Source organism: Streptomyces griseus subsp. griseus (assembly GCF_000720255.1).
Classification (GTDB): Bacteria; Actinomycetota; Actinomycetes; order Streptomycetales; family Streptomycetaceae; genus Streptomyces; species Streptomyces griseus_I.
This window is the reverse complement of sequence record NZ_JOJE01000007.1, coordinates 1-20,220: the sequence shown is the minus strand read 5'-3', so window position 1 is coordinate 20,220 and position 20,220 is coordinate 1. Positions and strand designations below refer to the sequence as shown.

Here is a 20,220-nt window from a genome sequence, read left to right as displayed (position 1 = left end):
ACTCCTAGGACACCGCCCGCGCCCTGGTCAGGACCAGTGCGCCACCGCGTCCAGGTGGGGCAGGTGGTGGTCGAGGCGCTCCCGCTTGGTCCTGAGGTAGGTGATGTTGCTCTCGCACGGCGGGATGAGCAGCGGGACCTGCTCGGCGACCTGGATGCCGTTCTCCGTCAGCGCGTCGCGCTTGCGCGGGTTGTTCGACATCAGCCGCACCGACCGCACACCCAGGTCCTTCAGCATCTCCGCGGCGACGCCGTAGTCGCGGGCGTCCACCGGCAGGCCGAGGGCGAGGTTGGCCTCGACGGTGTCCAGACCCTCCGCCTGCAGGGCCATCGCGCGCAGCTTGGCGAGCAGGCCGATGCCGCGGCCTTCATGCCCTCTGAGGTAGACGACGATCCCGCTGCCCTCGGCGACGACGGCACGCAGCGCCGAGGCCAACTGGTCGCCGCACTCGCAGTGCTGGGAGCCGAACGCGTCACCGGTCAGGCATTCCGAGTGCAGCCGGGTCAGGACGCCGTCCGTGCCGATGTCGCCGTAGACGAGGGCGACCTGTTCGTCGCCGCGGTCGTGGTCGAGGTAACCGACCGCCTGGAATTGCCCGTACACGGTGGGCAGTGGGGCATTCACGACGCGTTCCACACCCGTGCGCTGCGGTGACTTCGTGCCGAGTACACCAATTTTTTCTGTCATGATCTGGGTTCCTAAGCAGAGACGAAAGGCCGTGAAAAGATGAGTGGTTCGGGCATGGGGTCGGAGGCGTACGGTCTGGTGCCGGCGGACACTACCGAAGACGTACGGACGCGAGGCGCGGTCGTCTCAACGCAAGTCGCGATCCTTCCCGTCGGAAGCTTCGAGCAGCACGGCCCGTATCTGCCGCTGGCCACCGACACGCTCGTGGCCTGTGCCATCGCCCGGGAGATCGCCGCCACGTACCCCGTGCACCTCCTTCCTCCGGTGACCATCGGCTGCTCGCACGAGCACGCGGACTGGCCGGGAACCGTCAGCATCTCCTCGGTGACCCTTCACGCGGTGGTACGGGACATAGCGGCGTCGTTGCGTCGCTCGGGCGTCGAGTCCCTGGTGGTCGTCAACGGGCACGGCGGCAACTACGTCCTGGGCAACGTGGTCCAGGAGGCCTCCTCGCGCGGTGAGCGGATGGCGCTCTTCCCGGCCCCGGAGGACTGGGAGGCGGCTCGGGAGCGGGCCGGGGTGGTGACCTCGCTGCTCACCGACATGCACGCCGGGGAAATCGAGACCTCCATCCTTCTGCACGCCCATCCCGAATTGATCCGGCCCGGCTACGAGTCCGCCGATTTCGTCGCGGACGACCGGCGTCATCTCCTCACCGTGGGAATGTCCGCCTATACCGATTCGGGCGTCATCGGCCGTCCCTCCCTCGGTTCCGCGGAAAAGGGGAAGGAACTGCTGGCGAGCTTCGCGGATTCCTTCAAGTCGTATTTCTCGCTGTTGACTTCGGCGGACGGGGCGACGGACACGGGGCGCGGGCAGGCGTCCTGATCCACCGCGGAGCGGGGCGCCGGGATCGATGCGCCGGACCGGGCGGAAGTCACCGCGCCCGGCTCGGCCGAGCCGCCCATCGGCCGCACGTACCCGGCGGTTCCCCCCACGGCCGGTACGGCCGCCTCGGCCCCGGCAGACCCGGTCTCCCCCGCCTCGCCGGGCCCCGCGGCCTCGGCACCCGCCGACGCAAGAGCCAATACGACGGCGGTCTGGGAACCGGCGCGCGGCACGGCAGCCCCGCGCCCGGCGGACGCCACGTCAGGAACGGCGACCGCGGCCCCGCCAGACCCGGTCTCCCCCGCCTCGCCGGGCCCCGCGGCCTCGGCACCCGCGCGCAGGCCCGTGTACCAGCGGGCGACCAGGACGACGGCGCCCGGCAGTGCGGCGACGAAGCTGAGCACGCCGTAGACGACGGCCACGGCCAGTCCCGTCTCCGCGCCGAGCCCGGCGGCGCCGAACGCCCAGGCGGTGACGCCCTCGCGGGGGCCCCAGCCGCCGACGTTCAGCGGCAGGCCCATGGCGAGCAGGGCGAGAACCGCCAGCGGCAGCAGTGCCAGGACGGAGGCGGCGGAGCCGGCGACCCGGGCGGCGAGCACGAACATCGCGACATGGCCGGCCAGGACGGCGACGGACGACACCAGGACGCCCGGGCCGTTGCGCCGGGCCAACAGCCCCTCGCGCGCCTCGGCGAGCATGCCGCGCAGGGCCCGGCCCCGGCGGGAGACGGACGGCGTGCGGTTCATCCGCAGCGCGACGACCGCGGCGAGCGCGCCCGCCGCGGCCAGCGCGAACACCGGGACGAGGCCGCGGACGTCCTGCCGTACCGGTGAGTCCACGACGAGCAGGACCGTTACTCCCATGACGACCAGCACGACCTGCCCGGCGGTGCGCTCCAGGACCACGGCCTTGACGCCCCGCGCGAGGTCGCCCTCGCTCCGCCCGTGGCGCACCGCCCGGTGCACGTCACCGAGGACACCGCCGGGCAGGGCCGCGTTCAGGAACAGGGCGCGGTAGTAGTCGGCGACGGCCGCGCCGAACGGCAGCTTGATGCGCAGGCCGCGGGCCACGAGCGCCCATCGCCACGCGCTGAGCACGGTGGTGACGGCGCCGATCCCGAGGGCCACGAGCAGCGTCGGCGTGTCGATCCGCCGCAGTCCATCGAGGAAGACACCGGTGCCCATCCGCCACAGCAATACGGCGAGGATGGCCACACCGGCGGCCGTGCCGAGGTGGGTGCGGAGGCGGGCGCGGGATCCGGACGCCTGCGCGGGGACCTCGTCCTGCGGGCGCGCGGAGACGATCACTCCGATGCGCTCCTCGGACACGGCCGCGTCGTCCCGCGCGCGGAGCGTCGACGTGGTGTCGGACCGGACGACGGGTGCGCTCGCCTCCGCACTCATGCCGCGCCGCCCGACGGCCGGGGCAGCGCCAGCAGGTCACTGTGGTGGACGGTGACGCGCAGCTCCCCGGCGGCGCAGGCCGCGAGCCGGGCGGCGAGGTACTTCTCGGCGCGGGGCGCGAGTTCGGGCCGCTCCTCGACCGCCGCGCCGACCCAGCCGCGCAGCCACTGGGCGGTCAGCGCGGACTGGTCGGGGCCGAGCCGCCAGGGGCTCGGGTTCAGCCGTACGGTGGCGCCGCGCTCGGCGAAGGCCTCGGCGGCCGCGGTGACCGCGTCCGGGCCGAGGAGGCCGTCATGCCGCTGGTGGTCGTTGAAGGCGGCGGCGATCTCCGCGTCCATCGGGTCCGCCGCGCTGAGTTCGACGCGGCCTGCCACGGAGAGCGTCAGCAGCGCCGGGCAGCCCGCGCCGACGCAGGCGGCGGCGAGGGTGTCGATCTCCTCGCGGGTGAGGACGTCGAGCAGCGCGGAGGCGGTGACCAGCGAGGCGCCGACCAGGGCGTCCGGGGTGAGCCGGGCGACGTCGCCGCGCCGGGTCTCGACGGTGACCCGGCTGCCGTCGGCGGCGGCGCGCGGCGAGGCCACGGCGGCGAAGTGCAGCAGGTAGGGGTCGCGGTCGTGGAGGATCCAGTGCTGGGCGCCGTCGAGACGAGGGGCGAGCCAGCGCCCCATCGAGCCGGTACCGCAGCCCAGGTCGTGGATGGCGAGGCCACCGGCGGCCCGTCCGGGCAGGTTGGCGAGCCGGATCCGCAGCGGGTCCAGCAGGTCCAGTGAGCGCGCGGCGGCGTCCGCCGGCTCCCGCAGCTGCAGCCATTCCGGCGCGTACCGGGGCGCTTCGTCCTCCGCGCCGTCCCGCAGCCGTACGGTGGGCCGCTCCCCCGGGCGGGCGACGGGCCCGGCGCCGGCGATGACGCCGTCCGTGTCCGCACCCGACGCGCCGGCGTCGCCCGGTGGCAGAGCCACAACGGGTACGACCGCCGCCGCGGCCCCGCTTGCCGGTGTCGCCCCGTCGGACGCCATCCCCCGCACCTCCGATCCGCCGGGGGCGGTCGCCCCCTCGGCCACGGATGCCCCGGAGCGGGCCGTGCCATTCGTGTCCCTGGGGCCGGGCTGGGCCGGTATGCGGCCCGTCTGCCGCGCCATGTCGGCGGGGGTCACCGTCGTCTTCCTCATGCCACCCTCCGGGGTTCGCTGGGGAGCCGGCCCAGTACGCCGGCGAGGCTCTTCGCGGTCGTCGCCCACCCGTCGAGGGCGGCGCGTCGGCCGCGCGCGGCGGCCTTGAGGCGGCGTCGGACGTCCGCCTCGCCGAACCAGCCGCGCAGCTCGGCGGCGAGCGCGGCCGGGTCCTCCGGCGGGACGAGGATGCCCGGGACACCGCCGTCGGGGGCGCGGCCGACCGCCTCGGGCAGTCCACCGACGTCCGTGGCGAGGACGGGGATGCCCCGCGCGAGCGCCTCGGTCACGGCCATGCCGTACGTTTCCGCGTACGAGGTGAGAACCATCAGGTCGGCGGCGGCGTAACTGGCGTCGAGCGCGGCGCCGGACCGCGGGCCCGCGAGTTCCAGCCGGTCCTGAAGGCCGTACGTGCTGATGAGTCCGCGCAGATGGGCCACGTACTCGGGGTCTTGGGTGAGGCTCCCCACGCAGACGCAGCTCCACGGGAGTTCGGTCACCGTGGCGAGCGCCTCGATCAGCCGGTGCTGTCCCTTGCGCGGTGTCACGGCGGCCACGCACAGCAGCCGCGAGACACCGTCGGTGCCGGAGGCCAGCGGCGCGATGTCGGCGCCGGGCGCGGCCACGTGCACGCGTTCGGGGGCGAGGCCGTGGTGGGAGACGAGCCGACGGACCGCCCAGTCGCTGGTGGCGATGACCGCCGGGACCGCCCGCAGCACGGCGCGCTCCTTGGCGTCGAGCTCCGCCGCCACCTCGGGCGCGATCCCCCGCTCGTCGCCGAGCGGAAGGTGGACCAGCACGGCGAGGCCCAGGCGGTCGGCCTCGGGGACGATGATCTCCGGGACACCGCAGGCGACGAGGCCGTCGATGAGCACGGCCGTGCCGTCCGGCAACTCGCGCAGCGTCCGCGCCAGTTCCGCGCGGGCGGCCACGCCCGGCCGGGGCCACTCACCGTCGACGAGGTGCTTGTGGACCTGCCAGCCGAAGCCCGGAAGGTCCAGACAGACACGGCGGTCGTAGGCGTTGCCGCCGCTCGGCTGGGCCGGGTCGTCGACACCGCCCGGCATCACGAAGTGCACGGAGCGCAGGGACATGGGGATGATGTCGGCGTTCTTGAGAGCGGAGTGCTGCACGGGCACATAGGTGAGCGGCGTCGCCGCGGTGGCCGGCTTCTCCAGGGTCACGTCGGTCACAGCGCACGCTCGTAACTCGCCCAGGCGACGTGCGACTCGTGCAGGGTGACGGAGAGACCCGCGATGCCCTTGGCGCCCTCGCCCAGCGCGCCCTTGTGGATTCGCTCGGCGAGCCGGTCGGCGATCACCTTGGCCAGGAACTCGGTCGACGTGTTGATCCCGGCGAAGTCGGGCTCGTTGTCGAGGTTGCGATAGTTCAGCTCGCTGACGACGGCACCGAGCTCCTGGGTGGCCAGACCGATGTCGACGACGATGTTGTCGTCGTCCAGCTGATCGCGGCGGAAAGTGGCGTCCACGAGGAACGTCGCTCCGTGCAGGCGCTGCGCGGGTCCGAAGACCTCGCCGCGGAAGCTGTGGGCGATCATGATGTGATCGCGGACGGTGACACTGAACAACGGACGACCCTCCAGGTGCGGCGCGTCTGGTCCCCCGGCGAAGTCCTGCCGGGGGATGCCGAGTAGTACGGCTCTTCGCTTCCCCGCGTTCAGCCGTCTCTCACTCTTTTCTGAGGTCAGGCGCTCCACCGTGGTCACGGTGGCCGGTTCGGGGGGCTGCGGTTCAGTAGTTCGGGGGCTGCGGTTCAGTAGCGGACGCGGTGGCAGAGCGCGGGGATCTCACCGGAGGCGAGCTTCGGCATCACCGCGGGCAGCTCCTCGAAGTCGCACTCCCCGGTGACGAGCGCGTCCAGCGCCGGATCGGCCAGAAGTTCCAGCGCGAGGGCGAGCCGGTCGGCGTACGTACGGCTGGAGCGGCGGGCCGGGGAGACGGTACCGACCTGGCTGCTGCGGATGACCAGTCGGCGGGAGTGGAAGGCCTCGCCGAGCGGGAGGCCGACCTGCCGGTCGCCGTACCAGCTGAGTTCGAGGACGGTGCCCTCCGGCCTGAGCAGTTCCAGGGAGCGGGCGAGGCCCTGCTCGGTGGCGCTGGCGTGGACGACCAGGTCGCAGCCGTCGAGGGCGTCCCCGGGCGCGGCGAAGCCGACGCCGAGTGCCTTGGCGACCTCGGCCCGCGCCGGGTCGGCGTCCACCAACTGCACCCGTACGCCGGGGAAGCGGGCGAGGAGGGCGGCGACCGAGCAGCCGACCATGCCGCCGCCGACCACGGCGATCCGGTCGCCGACCAGCGGTGCCGCGTCCCACAGCGCGTTCACGGCGGTCTCCACGGTGCCGGCGAGGACGGCCCGTTCGGCGGGCACGTTCTCCGGTACCGGTGTGACGGCGCTCACTGGGACGACGTAACGCGTCTGGTGCGGGTACAGGGAGAAGACGGTACGGCCGACCAGGTCCCGCGGTCCCTCCTCCACCTCCCCCACGCTGAGGTAGCCGTACTTCACGGGTGCCGGGAAGTCGCCCTCCTGGAACGGGGCCCGCATCGCGGCATGCTGGCTCTCGGGCACCCCGCCGCGGAAAACCAGGGTCTCCGTGCCGCGGCTCACACCGGAGTAGAGCGCGCGGACCCCGACCTCGTCCTCGGCGGGCTCGGGGAGGACAATGTCGCGTATCTCGCCCGCACCTGGGGAGCAGAGCCAAAACGCCCGTGCGGCGCGCTTCATCGAGGTCCTCCTGAACGATCGGGAACTTGCGTGCGTACCGAGGTGTGCACAGGCCGCGCACAGTACGCGGCACTGATCGACTCTGTCACACGGCCGGAGGATGTTCGGTGGCCCTGAACAACACTTACGAGGCGAGGCTCCAGCAGGAGACCGCGGTGGGCGCGGGCGTCCAGATCCTGCTGCTGGCCGTGCTCGGCACCCAGATAGGCATGGGCACGGCGGGCTGGGTGACCGGTCTCGTCTTCGCCGTCGCCTCCTGGGCGGTGCTGTCCCGGGCCCTGCACCGTTCGCCGCTGCGCTCCTTCGGCCCCGCGAACCGGGTCACCCTCGGCCGGGCCACCCTCGTCGGCGGAGTGACCGCGCTGGTCGCCGACTCCTTCGAGAGCTCGCCGCCGGTCACGCTCCTGGTGGTCCTGACGGCGGTCGCCCTGATCCTCGACGGAGTCGACGGCAAGGTCGCCCGCCGCACCGGCACCTCGACGGCGCTGGGCGCCCGCTTCGACATGGAGGTCGACGCCTTCCTGATCCTGGTGTTGAGCGTGTACGTCTCGACGCAGCTCGGCCCCTGGGTCCTGCTGATGGGCGCCATGCGCTACGCGTTCGTCGCCGCGGCCCGCGTCTGGCCGTGGCTCAACGCCCCGCTGCCCCCGAGCACCGCCCGCAAGACGGTCGCCGCGCTCCAGGGCATATGCCTGCTCCTGGCCGGCTCGCAGCTGCTGCCGTACGTGGCGAACTTCGGGGTCGCGCTGCTGGCCCTGGGCCTGCTGGTGTGGTCCTTCGGCCGGGACGTGCTGTGGCTGTACCGGAGCTCACGGGTCGTCCAGGAGGTCCCGGGGCCGGAGACGAAGAAGGTGCTGGAGCTGGCCGCCGGGTGAGCCGACGAGCCGAGGGGCCCGGATCGCGCGTGCGGTCCGGGCCCCTCGGCGTGTGGACCGATGGCCGGCTTCGGTCTGTGTGCTTACGACCGGCGCGGCAGCAGGGCGATCGCGGCGGCCGGTACGGCGGCGAGGACGAGCCAGGGCACGGGTGACGGCAGGTCCGTGTCGAGGAGGGTGCCGGTGGCCGCGCTGCCGAGCAGCACGATCAGCCCGGAGACCGAGGAGAGCGCACCGGTGTACAGGCCGAGTCTGCCGTCCTCGGCGAGGTCGGGGACCCAGGCGCGGGCGACGGGCGCGACGAGCATCTGGCCGAGGGTGAGCAGCACGACGAAGGCGGCGGCGGGCAGCAGCCCCCGGGTTCCGGTCAGGCCGGCGGGCCGGGCGGCGGCCACGACCGCGAACCCGGCGGCGATCAGCAGCAGTCCGGCCGCCATGGACCGGCGCAGGGTGATGCGCTCCCCCACCCAGTGCGTCACCGGCAGTTGCGTGGTCACCACCAGCAGCGAGGACAGCGCGAACAGCCAGGCCAGCGGCGCCTGCGAACCGGCCGCCCGCTCCACCTCGGCGGGCAGGGCGAGGTAGAGCTGGTTGTACGCGAGCAGGTAGGCGCCATAGGCACAGCACAGGGCGAGGAAGCGCCGGTTGCGCAGCAAGAGCCCCGCCCCACCTCGGACTCGGACACGCGTCCGGCCCGGGACGTGCTGCGGCAGCAGCCACGCGTGCCCGGCGAGGACGAGCACGAAGATTCCGGCCCCGGCCAGGCACACCGCGCGGAAGTCGACCGACAGCAGCAGTGCGCCCAGCAGGGGTCCGACGAACGCACCGGCCTGTCCGGCGACGGTGAACAACGCCAGCACCCGGGTGCGCGTACCGCCGCCCGCCTCTTCCCAGGCCACGGCCTGCCGCGCCACCTCGGACTCGACCGCGGGCGAGAACAGCGCGGCCGCGAACCCGATCAGCAGCACCGCCCCGACGACCGCCCACGTCCGCTCGGCGTACCCGAGCCAGGCGAACCCCACGATCCGCAGGGCGCACCCGGCGAGCACCACGGGCCGGATGCCGAAGCGGTCGGCCAGCGCCCCGCCCACCACGAACAACCCCTGCTGGCTGAAGGTCCGCAGCCCGAGCACGAGCCCGACCAGCCAGCCCGCCATGCCGATCGCACCGCCAAGGTGCTCGGCGAGAAACGGCAGGACGGCGAAGAAGCCTATGTTGAAGGCGAGTTGGGTGAGGATCAGCAACCGCAGCAGCGGCGACAGACGGGCGGCGCCCCGGAGCGGAAGCGACAGCGAGGTCACCGGGATGCCACCAACTCGGATGTGCGCGGGGAGCGTTGGGACACGCTTTCTTCAGCTTTACGGTCCCGTGGTCGCCGTCGCCCCCAGCCGGCCGCCGTCACCGCGAGCGCGCCGAGCAGGGCGAGTACGGCGGCGGGGGCCAGGACCGCCCAGGGGGCGCGCTCGGCGTAGGGCTGGTTCTCGGCGAGCAGCAGACCCCACTCCGGGGACGGCGGCTGGGCGCCGAGGCCGAGGAAGCCGAGGGAGGCGAGGGCCAGGGCGACGCCGGGCAGCCGGAGCAGGGCGTGGTGGACGACGGGCGGGAGCACGGCCGGCAGGAGCTCGTGGCGCAGCACGTGCCAGGGCCCCGCGCCCAGGGCCCGGGTGGCGGTGAGGTGCAGGGTGGCGCGTTCCTGCCGGAGCAGCGCGGAGGTGTGCGCCGCGAGCGGTGCCCAGGCGACGGCGGTCACCGCGAGTGCGGGGGTGAGGGGGCCGCTCCCCCAGACCGCGGTGACCAGAAGCGCGGCGAGGACGGGCGGTAGGGCGTTGACGGTGTCGACGAGCGGCCCGGAGAACCGGGGCAGCAGTCCGAGCACGACGCCGGCGAGGAGGGCGGCCGCGCTGATGCCGAGGGCGAGGGCGAGCGTGTCGAGGGCGCCGTGGGCGACCCGGGCGAGCATGTCCCGGCCGAGGGCGTCGGTGCCGAACGGGTGGGAAAGGGAGGGGGGTTGCAGACGTGTGGTGGTGTCGAGGGCGAGCGGGTCGCGGGGCAGGCCCAGGGCGACGACGGCGAACAGCGTTACGCCGTACAGCAGATGAGGCCTTCTGCGGACCGGCGGCCGCGGACGGTGCAGTGACGACAGGGCGCCGTCACGTAGGGCCGGTCCGACGAGTCGGCGGGCGGCGAGGCGGGTGACGCCGGTCGTGACGGCCGCGAGCAGGACGAGGGCGAGGGTGCCGGCCTGGAGGACGGGCAGGTCCTGGGCGAGCGCCGCCTGCAGGGTCGTACGGCCCAGGCCCGGGATGTCGAAGATCTGCTCGACCGCGACGGAGCCTCCGGTCAGCCCCACGACGAACAGGCCGAGGTTGGGCAGCAGTCCGGGCAGGCAGCGGCGCAGCGCCTGGCGGGCGATGCTCCTTCGGGGCAGTCCGCGCGCGGCGGCGGCCAGCGCCCAGGGCTCGGCGAAGGCGCCGGGCAGCAGATCGCCGAGCAGCCGCCCGAGGACGGCGCCCGCGGGCAGGCCGAGGGCGAGGGCGGGCAGTACGGTCCACCGGGGGCCGTACCAGCCCAGGGCGGGCAGCCAGCCCAGCTGCACGCCGACGACGGTGGCGAGGACGGACGCGGTGAGGAACTCGGGCAGCGCGGCGAGCACGGCGGAGACCGAGCCGGCGGTGCGGCGGGGGGCGCCGGTGCGCAGGGTGCGCGCACAGAGCAGGGCGGCCGTACAGCCGGCGACCAGCAGGGCCACCGCCATGAGCAGCAGCGAGATGCCGAGCGCCTGGAGCAGTCCGGGCATGACCTCCGCCCCGGAGATCCACGACCGCCCCGCGTCCCCGCGCGGCAGCCCGCCGAGCCACTGTCCGAGCAGCCGCAACGGGCCGACATCCAACCCGAGTTGGGCGCGGATGTCGGCCAGCACCTCCGGGCTGGGGTCACGGTCCGCCGAGCGGGCCTTGAGCACGGTGCGCGCCGGGTCGGTGTGCGAGAGCCAGGGCAGCAGCCCGATCCCGCACACCAGCAGCGCGCCGAGGGCGACACGCCACAGCAGCGTTCCGACGGTACTCCTCATCACTCGGCGCCCCTCGTGTTCAGCGCCGTGTGCCGGTGCCGACGAGGGTGCGCTCGTACGGGTCGAGCCGCACCCCACGCACCGAGGCGCCGACGCCGGTGATGACGCGTTGGTGGACCAGCGGGACGACGGCGTCGGTGCCGAGGATCGCCGCCTCGGCGGCCATGGTCCCGTCCTGCCGCTCACCGGGGTCGACCGCCTTCTGGGCCTCGGCCACGGCCCGGTCGACGTCCTTGTCGCACAGCAGGGCGAGGTTGTAGCCGCCGTCGCAGGTGTAGTCACTGGCGAGGAGGGCGACGGGGTCGCCGGTGTCCAGCAGGCTGTTGCGGGCACCGACGAAGGCGTCGAACTTCCCGGCCAGGACGTCGCTCTCCAGCCGTGAGTACTCGCGCACCTGGAGCTTGACCGCGAACCCGGCCTTCTCCAGCTGCTGCTTCAACACCTGTGCCACTTCGGGGAGTTCGGGCCGGTTGTCATAGGTGGCGAGGGTGAGGGCCGTGCCGTCGGCCTCGGCCGCCCGTGCACGTCCGGTGGGCTGCTTCCGCTTGCCCTCGGCCCAGGTGACGGCGGGGCCGTAGATACCGGCACCGGCGTCGGCGTGCCCCTCGTAGACACCCCGTGCGAGGGCGGAGGGGTCGACGGCCGCGCGGGCGGCGGCGCGCAGCGCGGGGTCCTCGAACGGGCCGGACCCGGCGTTGAGCAGGAGGCTCGTGGTGCGGGTCGTGGCGGTCTCCCTGCGCATGCCCCCGTCCAGGGTGGCGGCCTGGGCGACGGGGATCGCCTCGGCGATGTCGACCTGGCCGGTGCGCAGGGCGTTGGCGCGGGCGGTGCCGTCGGCGATGAAGCGGGCGTCGACGCCGGAGGCATGGGCCAGGCCGCCCCAGTAGTCGTCGTAGCGGTCGAGCGTGGCGGCGGTGCTGCCGGTGACCTTAATGATCTCGAAGGGTCCGGTGGCGGTGCCGACCGGGTCGACGCGCCCCTTCCCGCCGTAGGCCTTCGGGGAGAGGACGGCCAGGCCGGGACCGGCGAGCCGCAGCGGCAGGGCGGGGTCGGGGTCGGCGGTGGTGACCCGCACGCCCGTACGGCCCACCGCCTTCGCCGTGAGGGTGACGCCGGAGAGGGCGGCGGGGGCGGGCTTCGCCTCGGTGGCGTGGGTGAGGGCGGCGGCCACCGCGGACGGGGTGACATCGGTGCCGTCCTGGAAGGTGGCCTCGCGCAGCGCGAACAACCAGCTGCGGTCGTCCTCGCGGCGCCAGGAGGCGGCGAGGGCGGGGGCGGCGGCGCCGTTGGCGTCCAGCGCGGTCAGTCCCTCGGTGACGCCGAGCCGGCTGAGGAGCGTGGCGTCGGCGCCGTACGGGGAGAGGTTCTCGGCGGGCGGGAAGGCGAGGGCGACACGGAGGCGGGAGCCGTCCTTGCCGTCGGAGTCGGCGGAGGGGTCACCGTCGTTGGAGGCGAAGCAGGCGGTGACCAGCGGGGTGAGCAGGAGGGCGGCGAGGAGGCGGGAGCGGCGGGGGAAGCGCATGGGTTATCGGCCTATGAGGTGGGATGAGAGAGGAGGGGAGGCGGGGGCGCCGAGGGGGACGTCGAAGTGCACGATGCCCTGGCCTCCACCGGGGTCCTCGCGCTCGTCGTGGACGACGGTGCCGAGCGACCGCCAGAAGCCCTCGGCCCCTTCCACGGACGGGTCCGTATGCAGATAGACGGACTTGTAACCGCCGTCCGCCGCCGCGAAGGCGAGCAGTTCGGCGACCAGCCGCCGGGCGAGGCCACGCCTGCGGTGCTCGGGGCGGACGTAGACGCGGCGCAGTTGGGCGGTCTCGCCGGACGGATACCGTTCGGCCACGTGCCGCGGGTTCGGCGGGTGAGCGGGGCCACGGGAGTCGAGAGCGGCCGTGGCGATCACCTCGCCGCCCTCGCTGTCGAGCGCGACCAGCAGGGTGTGGCGGGCCGGGAGCAGGTACGCGGCGACCGGGTCGATGATGTCACCGTGCCAGCGGGGCACGTACCCAGTGCCGAAGTCGCGGTAGACGGTGTCGAGCATGACGGCTCGGGCGCCGTCCAGGTCGTCTGGGCCCGCGGGCCGGATGCGATAACTAGGCACTTGCGCATCATATGCATTAAGCCTCCAAGGAAGATCACCCGCCCGGACGCCCGATCACAACACCTTCACGCGGCCGATTTGACAGTGATCGACGGGGTGCCCAACTCTAACCACATGACATTCATTTTCAACAAGGTGGCGCGGTAATGCGCGTCGCGTTCGTCGGCAAGGGTGGCAGCGGCAAGACCACCCTGTCGGCGCTCTTCTCCCGGTGGCTGGCCCACTCCGGTGCGCCCGTGCTCGCCATCGACGGCGACATCAACCAGCACCTGGCCGAGGCGCTCGACCCCACGGACGGCACGTTCACCGCGCCGCCCCTGGCCGCGCACCTGGGCGACATCAAGGACTTCCTGCGCGGCTCCAACCCGCGCATCGCCTCCCGCGAGGCGATGATCAAGACGACCCCGCCCGGCCGGGGTTCCCGGCTGCTGCGCCCACTCGGCGACGACGAGCTGCACGCGCGGCACGTGCAACGCGTGGGCGCCGTACCGCTGATGGTGACCGGTGAGTTCGACGAGAGCGACCTCGGGGTGGCCTGCTACCACTCCAAGCTCGGCGCGGTGGAGCTCTACCTGAGCCACCTGGTCGACGGCCCCGGCGAGTACGTCGTCGTCGACATGACGGCGGGCGCGGACGCCTTCGCGTCAGGCCTCTTCACCCGCTTCGACCTCACGGTCCTGGTGACCGAGCCCACCCGCAAAGGTGTCTCCGTCCACCGCCAGTACCGCCACCACGCCCGGGAGTTCGGCATCCCCCTCGCCGTCGTCGGCAACAAGGTGACCGGCGAGGACGACCTGCTCTTCCTCAAGGAGGAGGTGGGCGACGACCTGCTCACCCACCTGGTGCAGTCCCCCTGGGTACGGTCGGCGGAACAGGGCCGCACGGCCACCACCGCGTCCCTGAACTCCCTTGACTCCCTGCACTCCCTGGAGCCCGACAACCGCCATGCCCTGAACGTCCTGCGCGAGGCCGTAGACGCCCGCCCCAAGGACTGGGCGACCCTGCACCGCCACGCCGTCGACTTCCACCTGCGCAACGCACGGGCCTGGGCGGACGCCGCGACCGGCCTCGACCTCGCGGCCCAGGTGGACCCGGATTTCGTACCGGGCCCGCCGTCGCTCACCTGACTCCCCTTCACCGCACTCCCCTCCTCCCCGACAGGAACCCTTCATGTCTCTCGACGTCTCCCCCGAGCTCCTCGCCGAAGCCGAGCAGGGCACCATTCGCGAGGAGGACTTCGTGGACACCGTCCGCACGTCCCTCCCCTACGCCTACGACCTCATCGCCTCCCTCGCCACCGACCTCCACGCCGGCACCGCCGACTTCACCGACAACCAGACCCCTCCCCCCTCCGAGCAGGAGCGCGGCCAGCTCCTGCGCGCCCTCGCGAGCGACGCGATCCGCGGCAGCCTGGAGCGCCACTTCGACGTGACCCTCGCCTTCCAGAACTGCCACCGGGTCGCCGCCTTCCGACCCGCGGCACGGCAGGGTGAGACGTACGCCCGCTTCACGTCTACGCGGGCGCAGGTGCTGAACCAGTCGCCGGAGTTCAGGGACTGCTGACCGACGGGGCCGTGCACCCACGGGTGCACGGCCCCGCGCTCAGTCGCTCCGCGGCCGGGGCACGGGCGGACGGGAGCGCAAGCCGGTGCTGTTCTGAACGCTGCGGAGACGTCGCAGTTGCTCCCATTTGACTGGCCGAGTTTGCGCTCACCCGCAGAAGGGCTCACGCCCACCTGGACGTACAACACCCCTTCCGCACCGCGTACGAACGCCGCGCCGCCCAGCTCGACGCGCTTGTCTTCGTCTGGCTCAGCATCACCGCCGACCAGTTGGCTGCGGTCTACAAGTCCCGTTACCCGGTCCTGTACGACTACGAGGCCGTTACCTATTCCGATGCCAACGGCCTCAGGATTGTGGGTAATCACAAGACCTACGGTTACGGCCAGACCACGCAGGATCACGTCCATTTCCTCGCCCACATGGAGAGCCCTGGCACCACTTCACCCCCGGCCGGTTACGACATGCCCTGGGACCAGCCGATGTTCGGCGGCAACGGCGACGACGGACTGCATGACGCTGTGCTCGACGACGTCTGGATCCACCGGCTCGGCAACGTCGCCCACGCCCTCGAAGAGTCCGAAAGGCGCGTCAAGCTCCCCCCGGGTTCGGACGGTCCGCCCGGGCTGCCGTTCCCGACTCTCCTCCCGGTTCCCGGGGGCGTGCCCGTACCGGTCGTCGTCGCCTCGTACCGGGGGCAGGCACCGGGGATCCTCCCGGCGGGCAACAAAATCGACCCGTCCATACCGGCTCAGGACCCCATCCCCCCGGAGCCCGGCACCACGCGCACGCTCACCCCGGGCGAACAGCAGCGCTTCCGGACCTGGCTCAACTCGCTGAACACGGGCGGTTTCGCCGGAGGCGGTGGCCCCGCCCATCCCGACAACGCCTATCAGCTGCGCGTGGCCGGCTACCCGGAGCGCGAGGTACCGCTCGACGGCCGCAAACGGGGACTCATGGTGGACGGGATACGCCCCCTCGACGGCTACCTGATCGAGGCGAAGCACGTACGGGACCCTGACTGCAAGAAGCGCAGCTTCCGCAGCATCGAAAGGGTCAACGAGACTCTCGCCAAGCCGGTGAAGGTCGACGCCAAGGGCAACCCGAAGTGGGACCCGGTCGTCGATTCGATGTACGGCGACGACAGCCGCGAGCTCACCCGTTACAAGAAGGCCATGGCCAACCCGGCGAACTCGGAGATACGCGGGCTTGAGATCGTGACCAACGGCAAGGACAACGCGGCGTACTGGGAGTCGATGATGGCCATGAACGGTGTCACCGGATCCTCTCGATACGTACCCTGAGAACGAGGAAACCTGTGTCAGCCCCACGCAACATCAGGACGACCTTCGGGTTCTACCCGCCCGAGGGCGACGAAGCCGTATGGCAGGCCAGCCTGGAGACGTTCACCAGCGCGGTGGAGAGAGACTTCCACGACGCTGATCTGGAAGTGCGAGTCGACCCGCTGCGTGGCGTGGAGGTATTGGACTTCGACATCGAGGTGGAGCCCGGCATCTGGGTCACCGGCACCACAGCTCTCCCGTCTCCCGAGTACGCGTACATCACCCTCGGCAACGTGACCGCCGACGAGGCAGCCGTGTTCGCTCTGTGGCTGCGTGACTCCTACGTCCCCTCCCCCACCGGCGTCAGATTCATCACCAGCGCGGCCATGGAGAACGGCGACGAGATCCCCTGGCCTCTCCCCGCAACCGGCGACGCTGCCGCGATCGAGGCCGTGATGCGGGAACATCTCGCAGCATCCGGGGCCGAGTAGCCCCACACCCGACACGGCCACGGAGCGGTGTCTTCCCCGAGTCTTGGCCCTCACGGGGTAGGGGGTCTGCCCCCCTCGTGCGGGCCCAGCCCTCCAGCCAGTCAGCCGGGCGGCTTCGCGCTGGTTCACGGTCTCCTCGTCGGACAGTCGATCCCGCGCCGACGAGAGCGGCTCACGAAACCGGCGACGCACCGGAGGCCGGGAAGCGCGGGCGCGATGTCAGTGGCCCGACCTAATCTGCTCCTCATGCCGGGTCGCTCGCCCCGGACCGTGCCCTCGCCACCGTTTCGGGTCGCGGACGGACAGGACGGAGAACACAGCAGCGCCAGCGACGCATCCCGCCCACTCACCCGCACCGCGATCACCGACCCGATAGGTTTCGTCCCATGCCTGGCCGTCTCCTCGAACTGCACGTCGAGAACTTCCGCAGTCTGCGCGACGTGACCGTGCCGCTCGGTCCGCTCACGGTGTTAGTGGGTCCGAACGGGGCGGGCAAGTCCAATGTGCTGAAGGTGTTCGACTTCCTCGCCGACATCATCCGCACCGACCTCCAGCCGGCTCTCGACACGCGCGGCGGATTCGACGAGGTGGCCTTCTGGGGCGGGACCAAACCCCCGACCTCCATGCGCATCCATCTCAAGGCGACCTGGACGACCAATTCCACCCTCAACGCGCCGGATGAGTACGGCCTCACCATCCGGCGCCGCTCCCTGCGGTCGAAACAAACCGGCGAACGGTCGCCCTACTACGCCCTTTCCCGCGAGGAGAGCTTCGCGTTCAAGCGCAGGCAGGGGCGCGGCCGACGTATCACCATCAAGGGCGAGGAAGCGCGCATCCTCGATGTGCGGGCGGGTGAGAGCAAGGACAGCGGCAGCTTCGGCATCCGGAGACTGAGCAGCGGCCTGTCCACGCTGCCCCGGCTCGGTCCCTCCGACGGCGGTGACGAGGTGACGCGGGTGGCCGACCGACTGTCGTCGTTCCGGGTCTTCGACGTCGACGTGGCGGCTGCCCGGCAGCCGACACGCCTGCGGGGTTCGGATTTCGCCACCCTCTCGCCGCACGCCGAGAACCTGGCCGGGTTCCTGATCCACCTCAGCGGCCGCGAGGAGATCTGGGACGATCTCGTCGCCGACGCCCGTACGGTCCTCCCGCAGTTGGAGAACATCGAGTTCGAGGAAGTCGGCGGGTCCACCGACCAGCTGACCGTCGTACTGCGCGAGTACGGCCTGCGCCGACTGACCCCGCTCGCCGACGCCTCCTACGGGACGGTCCGCCTCCTGGGGCTGCTCGCCCTGCTTTACGACCCCAACCCGCCGGCGTTCACCTGCATCGAGGAGATCGACCACGGGCTGCATCCGCAGGCCCTGGAGCTCGTCGTGCAGCGACTGCGCGAGGCCGCCGAGCGGACGCAGTTCATCGTCGCCACCCATTCGCCCGCGCTCGTCAACCGGCTGCGTCCGGAGGAGTTCGTCGTGTGCGACCGCGACGAGGACGGGGCGTCTATCATCCCAGCCCTCACCGTCGACGAGGTGAAGGACATCGTCGAGGAGTCCGGTGAACAGCCGCTCGGGGAGTTGTGGTTCTCCGGGGTGCTGGGCGGCGACCTCACCGGCGGTGAGCTGTGACGCCGAAGGGGCGGCAGGGCGGCGGGCGGGCGTCCCGGGCACAGGATCGGGGCGTCATCGTACTGGCCGGCGAAGACCAGAACGACTGCGAGATCCTCGCCGCGCTGATACGCGCCCACCGGCCCGACCTGGGCGCGGCGGCCAAGCTGGTCCGTATCAACGACCCGGTGCGGCTGCGCAGGAAGTCCGGCCCGGACCTCGCCGCCGCGGTGAAGGCACTGGCCGGCAAGGCGCGGGCCAAAGCCCGCCAGCAGCGCTCCGAGTTACTCGGGTTCGTCGTCCACGAGGACCTGGACGGCTACACCGACGCCCAGTACGACCGGATCCGCAAGACGCTGACCGACGAGTTCGCCCGCCAGTGCCAGGAGTTCCGGACGGCGCTCGCGCTCGCCGCCTGGGAGAGCGAGGGCTGGCTGCTGCTCTTCCCGGACGCCTTCCCTCACGTGCGCCCGCGTTGGAAAGTCCCCGACCGTCTGCTCGACAAGGACACCGGCCGCCTCAAGGATGCCAAGGAGGAGCTCAGGCGGGGGCTCGGCCTGCCGGTCTTCCGGGAGAGCGACGGCCCCACGGTCGCCCGCGAGGCACTGAACCACCGGCTGATCCCCTCCCCACGCGGCAGCAACCGCTCGTACGCGGACTTCGTCGGGGACCTCACGGGCTGGACCTGACGATCAGCCGCGGGCCAGCGTCGCTGCCACCGACTGGAACCAGGCGCCGTAGGAGAACGGCTGGGGTGGGCCGACCTCCATGCCGAAGTCGGCGGCTGCCAGGGCGTAGTCCCCCTCGTCCAGAGGGAGGGCAAGAAGCTCGTGGAGTTCGCCCACGAGGCGTGCGACCACGTGGGGGTCGGTTGTGGCTGCGTAGTCGGCGACGGCGGCGTCGTGGTCGGGGAACTCGTCGACGATGTCCTGCGAGAACCAGCCGCCGAGCAGTTGTGCGGTTTCCGGGAAGCGCGCGTGCCACTCCCAGTGCGTCTGCGGGGACGAGGTTTCCGGGACGTCGCCTTCCTCAATGCTCTTTTTCAGATGGTCGGCCAGCATCATCAGCCAGTCGCCGATCTCCGACTCGACGATCCCGGTGTCCGGGATGCCGTAGAACTCGCCCAGCCTCTGCCGGATGCGGCCCGGGGGGTTGCTGCTGTACTCGCGCAGCTGGCGCTCCGCCTCGGCGATGGCCCAGGGGCAGGTGTGCCAGGTGTGACGCAGGTACGCGTCCAGCGCGCGGCTGCGCCTCTCCGGGGTGTCGTCGGCCGGCTGCCCCAGGTACGCGCGCATCACCTGGTCCAGCTCACCGTACCGGCGGTCGTGTTCGAGGGGCTTCATGGACATGTGCGTGCGGCCCCTAGAGGTAGAACGGGACGGTCGTGTGGACGACGAAGCCGTGCGGACTCGACGGCTCGCGGCGCAGCACCACGCGCGCCGCGCGCACGTCGACGGGCCCCCGCCCGGCCAGCAGGTCGCCCTCCAGTTGGACCCGGCCCACGGGCTCCTCGCGGGAGGGCCAGGCGGCCTCGATGGTGAGGCGGGACCGGGTGCCCTGGGCGAGCCAGCGGTGGATGACCTGTTCGTTGGCGGTCACCACTTGCTGGGTTGCCCAGTGGGCGGTCTCCCTGTCGGGGTAGGAGGCAGAACGGGTCAGCACGGGGGACATCCACTCAAATGACCTGGTGAGGGGCTGCGCTCCGACGGATCAGTAGTCGGAGAAGTTCCAGAACATGCCCACCTCAGTGTGGGAGACGACGATCAGGCCGCAGTCCTCCGAGTAGACGTCGCTCAGCGGGCTGTACCTCCAGTGCGATGTCGTGAAGTCGAGTGTGCCGGGCACAGGGCCGGGCCTGCTGACGTTCGTGTGACAGGTGGCCGCGTCCCCGTACCGCGCGAAGATCGTGCGTGCCATCGCCCGCAGCTCCTCCTCGCTCTCCATGAAGCGTCTCAGGTTGGACAGGGTTCAGCAGTCGTCCGTGAGGGCCAGCAGCAGATTCTCGGCGCTGGCCCGGTCGATCTCGTGGAGGCGCTGGGCGATGTATTCCGGGGGGTGGACGGCGAACGGGTACGTGGCAGCCGCCCCCTCGCGCTCCCGCACGTGCGCCGGGTCGTCGAGGCCGGTCCACCCCCGGGGATCCGGGACGGCCCGGGCCATCAGCGCGAGGACGTCGAGGACCCAGTCCTCGTGGCGGCGCGGACCCGTGGCGTCGTACGGATACGCGTCCTCGAACAGGTGGCGTACCGCGGCTTCCCAAGAGACCTGGTCGACGGACAAGTGGTGCTCGCCTTTCTCGGTGGTGCGCTAGTAGGGCTTGGTCAGGTCGGTTGTGGTGGCGCGTGTCCTTCGGGACGGGTGCGGCGTTGAGGGTGTGTGACTCCGGACGAGATTGCTGTGGTGC

Annotated in this window: 21 protein-coding genes and 1 pseudogene; 8 read left to right on the top strand and 14 right to left on the bottom strand. The window is 72.0% G+C overall.

Going from position 1 to position 20,220, the window contains the following annotated elements:
- Positions 1-27: 27 nt before the first annotated feature.
- On the bottom strand, positions 28-687 hold the full coding sequence (gene ribA, locus IG99_RS12710; RefSeq protein ID WP_037673105.1) for a GTP cyclohydrolase II: 660 nt from the start codon (positions 685-687) through the stop codon (positions 28-30).
- A gap of 39 nt (positions 688-726) precedes the next feature.
- Between ribA and IG99_RS45305 the strand changes: the two genes are divergently transcribed.
- Complete coding sequence (locus tag IG99_RS45305; RefSeq protein ID WP_078947679.1) at positions 727-1,515, top strand: creatininase family protein; 789 nt, start codon at positions 727-729, stop codon at positions 1,513-1,515.
- Here the strand turns inward: IG99_RS45305 and IG99_RS52375 are convergent.
- From IG99_RS52375 to IG99_RS12685, 5 genes and pseudogenes are all read right to left on the bottom strand, one after another.
- Positions 1,404-2,918 (bottom strand): annotated as a pseudogene (locus IG99_RS52375) (lysylphosphatidylglycerol synthase transmembrane domain-containing protein); the annotation flags it as partial. The gene IG99_RS45305 and the pseudogene IG99_RS52375 overlap by 112 nt on opposite strands.
- On the bottom strand, positions 2,915-4,087 hold the full coding sequence (locus tag IG99_RS12700; protein WP_037673103.1) for a hypothetical protein: 1,173 nt from the start codon (positions 4,085-4,087) through the stop codon (positions 2,915-2,917). The gene IG99_RS12700 and the pseudogene IG99_RS52375, both read right to left, overlap by 4 nt.
- Positions 4,084-5,280 (bottom strand): glycosyltransferase family 4 protein, encoded by a 1,197-nt coding sequence (locus IG99_RS12695; RefSeq protein WP_037673102.1) that lies wholly within the window; start codon positions 5,278-5,280, stop codon positions 4,084-4,086. Before IG99_RS12695 ends, IG99_RS12700 begins: the two co-directional genes overlap by 4 nt.
- Entirely contained in the window at positions 5,277-5,675 is a 399-nt protein-coding gene (locus IG99_RS12690; protein ID WP_037673100.1) for a 6-pyruvoyl trahydropterin synthase family protein, read from the bottom strand. Before IG99_RS12690 ends, IG99_RS12695 begins: the two co-directional genes overlap by 4 nt.
- Positions 5,676-5,860: 185 nt before the next feature.
- A complete protein-coding gene (locus IG99_RS12685) occupies positions 5,861-6,832 on the bottom strand; it encodes a zinc-dependent alcohol dehydrogenase (protein ID WP_037673098.1) in 972 nt (323 codons plus the stop codon).
- Between the two features lie 107 nt (positions 6,833-6,939).
- Here IG99_RS12685 and IG99_RS12680 point away from each other — a divergent pair, with 107 nt between their 5' ends.
- Positions 6,940-7,707 carry a CDP-alcohol phosphatidyltransferase family protein gene (locus tag IG99_RS12680; RefSeq protein ID WP_037673096.1) on the top strand — a complete coding sequence of 256 codons (768 nt, stop codon included), beginning with the start codon at positions 6,940-6,942 and terminating at the stop codon, positions 7,705-7,707.
- Between the two features lie 83 nt (positions 7,708-7,790).
- Here the strand turns inward: IG99_RS12680 and IG99_RS12675 are convergent, their stop codons facing one another.
- From IG99_RS12675 to IG99_RS12660, 4 genes are read right to left on the bottom strand one after another with little or no spacing between them, the layout of a single operon-like run.
- Positions 7,791-9,008 (bottom strand): MDR family MFS transporter, encoded by a 1,218-nt coding sequence (locus IG99_RS12675; RefSeq protein WP_234311836.1) that lies wholly within the window; start codon positions 9,006-9,008, stop codon positions 7,791-7,793.
- The gene (locus IG99_RS12670; protein ID WP_037673094.1) at positions 9,005-10,777 is read right to left on the bottom strand and encodes an ABC transporter permease subunit; all 1,773 of its coding nucleotides are present in this window, start codon (positions 10,775-10,777) and stop codon (positions 9,005-9,007) included. The genes IG99_RS12675 and IG99_RS12670 overlap by 4 nt, the downstream gene beginning before the upstream one ends.
- A 19-nt stretch (positions 10,778-10,796) precedes the next feature.
- On the bottom strand, positions 10,797-12,299 hold the full coding sequence (locus tag IG99_RS12665) for an ABC transporter substrate-binding protein (protein WP_037673092.1): 1,503 nt from the start codon (positions 12,297-12,299) through the stop codon (positions 10,797-10,799).
- A gap of 3 nt (positions 12,300-12,302) precedes the next feature.
- Positions 12,303-12,878, bottom strand: coding sequence for a GNAT family N-acetyltransferase (locus tag IG99_RS12660; protein WP_051865286.1), 576 nt, complete (start codon positions 12,876-12,878; stop codon positions 12,303-12,305).
- A gap of 146 nt (positions 12,879-13,024) precedes the next feature.
- Between IG99_RS12660 and IG99_RS12655 the strand changes: the two genes are divergently transcribed.
- The 6 genes from IG99_RS12655 (at position 13,025) to IG99_RS12630 (ending at position 18,505) form a co-directional block, all read left to right on the top strand.
- Positions 13,025-14,005 carry an ATP-binding protein gene (locus IG99_RS12655; RefSeq protein ID WP_037673090.1) on the top strand — a complete coding sequence of 327 codons (981 nt, stop codon included), beginning with the start codon at positions 13,025-13,027 and terminating at the stop codon, positions 14,003-14,005.
- A 43-nt stretch (positions 14,006-14,048) separates the two neighbouring features.
- The gene (locus IG99_RS12650) at positions 14,049-14,441 is read left to right on the top strand and encodes an SCO5389 family protein (protein WP_037673087.1); all 393 of its coding nucleotides are present in this window, start codon (positions 14,049-14,051) and stop codon (positions 14,439-14,441) included.
- 269 nt (positions 14,442-14,710) lie between these two features.
- Positions 14,711-15,742, top strand: a complete 1,032-nt coding sequence (locus tag IG99_RS45300) for a restriction endonuclease fold toxin-2 domain-containing protein (protein WP_234311835.1) — start codon at positions 14,711-14,713, stop codon at positions 15,740-15,742.
- 14 nt (positions 15,743-15,756) lie between these two features.
- Positions 15,757-16,212 carry a hypothetical protein gene (locus IG99_RS12640; RefSeq protein ID WP_037673084.1) on the top strand — a complete coding sequence of 152 codons (456 nt, stop codon included), beginning with the start codon at positions 15,757-15,759 and terminating at the stop codon, positions 16,210-16,212.
- 386 nt (positions 16,213-16,598) lie between these two features.
- Complete coding sequence (locus tag IG99_RS12635; protein WP_037673081.1) at positions 16,599-17,837, top strand: AAA family ATPase; 1,239 nt, start codon at positions 16,599-16,601, stop codon at positions 17,835-17,837.
- Complete coding sequence (locus IG99_RS12630; protein WP_234311834.1) at positions 17,834-18,505, top strand: hypothetical protein; 672 nt, start codon at positions 17,834-17,836, stop codon at positions 18,503-18,505. The genes IG99_RS12635 and IG99_RS12630 overlap by 4 nt, the downstream gene beginning before the upstream one ends.
- A 3-nt stretch (positions 18,506-18,508) precedes the next feature.
- Here IG99_RS12630 and IG99_RS12625 read toward each other — a convergent pair whose 3' ends face one another.
- From IG99_RS12625 to IG99_RS50250, 4 genes are read right to left on the bottom strand one after another with little or no spacing between them, the layout of a single operon-like run.
- Entirely contained in the window at positions 18,509-19,165 is a 657-nt protein-coding gene (locus IG99_RS12625) for a contact-dependent growth inhibition system immunity protein (protein WP_037673077.1), read from the bottom strand.
- 13 nt (positions 19,166-19,178) lie between these two features.
- Entirely contained in the window at positions 19,179-19,478 is a 300-nt protein-coding gene (locus IG99_RS12620) for an RNase A-like domain-containing protein (RefSeq protein ID WP_037673074.1), read from the bottom strand.
- A gap of 48 nt (positions 19,479-19,526) precedes the next feature.
- Positions 19,527-19,760, bottom strand: a complete 234-nt coding sequence (locus IG99_RS50255; protein ID WP_234311833.1) for a hypothetical protein — start codon at positions 19,758-19,760, stop codon at positions 19,527-19,529.
- A 24-nt stretch (positions 19,761-19,784) separates the two neighbouring features.
- Positions 19,785-20,096, bottom strand: a complete 312-nt coding sequence (locus IG99_RS50250) for a hypothetical protein (protein WP_234311832.1) — start codon at positions 20,094-20,096, stop codon at positions 19,785-19,787.
- Positions 20,097-20,220: the final 124 nt, after the last annotated feature.

What these genes read in the sequence shown, in the direction of transcription:
- ribA (WP_037673105.1), bottom strand. Translation starts at nt 687, where the DNA reads ATGACAGAAAAAATTGGTGTACTCGGCACGAAGTCACCGCAGCGCACG.
- IG99_RS45305 (WP_078947679.1), top strand. Translation starts at nt 727, where the DNA reads ATGAGTGGTTCGGGCATGGGGTCGGAGGCGTACGGTCTGGTGCCGGCG.
- IG99_RS12700 (WP_037673103.1), bottom strand. Translation starts at nt 4,087, where the DNA reads ATGAGGAAGACGACGGTGACCCCCGCCGACATGGCGCGGCAGACGGGC.
- IG99_RS12685 (WP_037673098.1), bottom strand. Translation starts at nt 6,832, where the DNA reads ATGAAGCGCGCCGCACGGGCGTTTTGGCTCTGCTCCCCAGGTGCGGGC.
- IG99_RS12670 (WP_037673094.1), bottom strand. Translation starts at nt 10,777, where the DNA reads ATGAGGAGTACCGTCGGAACGCTGCTGTGGCGTGTCGCCCTCGGCGCG.
- IG99_RS12665 (WP_037673092.1), bottom strand. Translation starts at nt 12,299, where the DNA reads ATGCGCTTCCCCCGCCGCTCCCGCCTCCTCGCCGCCCTCCTGCTCACC.
- IG99_RS12655 (WP_037673090.1), top strand. Translation starts at nt 13,025, where the DNA reads ATGCGCGTCGCGTTCGTCGGCAAGGGTGGCAGCGGCAAGACCACCCTG.
- IG99_RS12650 (WP_037673087.1), top strand. Translation starts at nt 14,049, where the DNA reads ATGTCTCTCGACGTCTCCCCCGAGCTCCTCGCCGAAGCCGAGCAGGGC.
- IG99_RS12635 (WP_037673081.1), top strand. Translation starts at nt 16,599, where the DNA reads ATGCCTGGCCGTCTCCTCGAACTGCACGTCGAGAACTTCCGCAGTCTG.
- IG99_RS12625 (WP_037673077.1), bottom strand. Translation starts at nt 19,165, where the DNA reads ATGTCCATGAAGCCCCTCGAACACGACCGCCGGTACGGTGAGCTGGAC.
- IG99_RS50255 (WP_234311833.1), bottom strand. Translation starts at nt 19,760, where the DNA reads ATGGAGAGCGAGGAGGAGCTGCGGGCGATGGCACGCACGATCTTCGCG.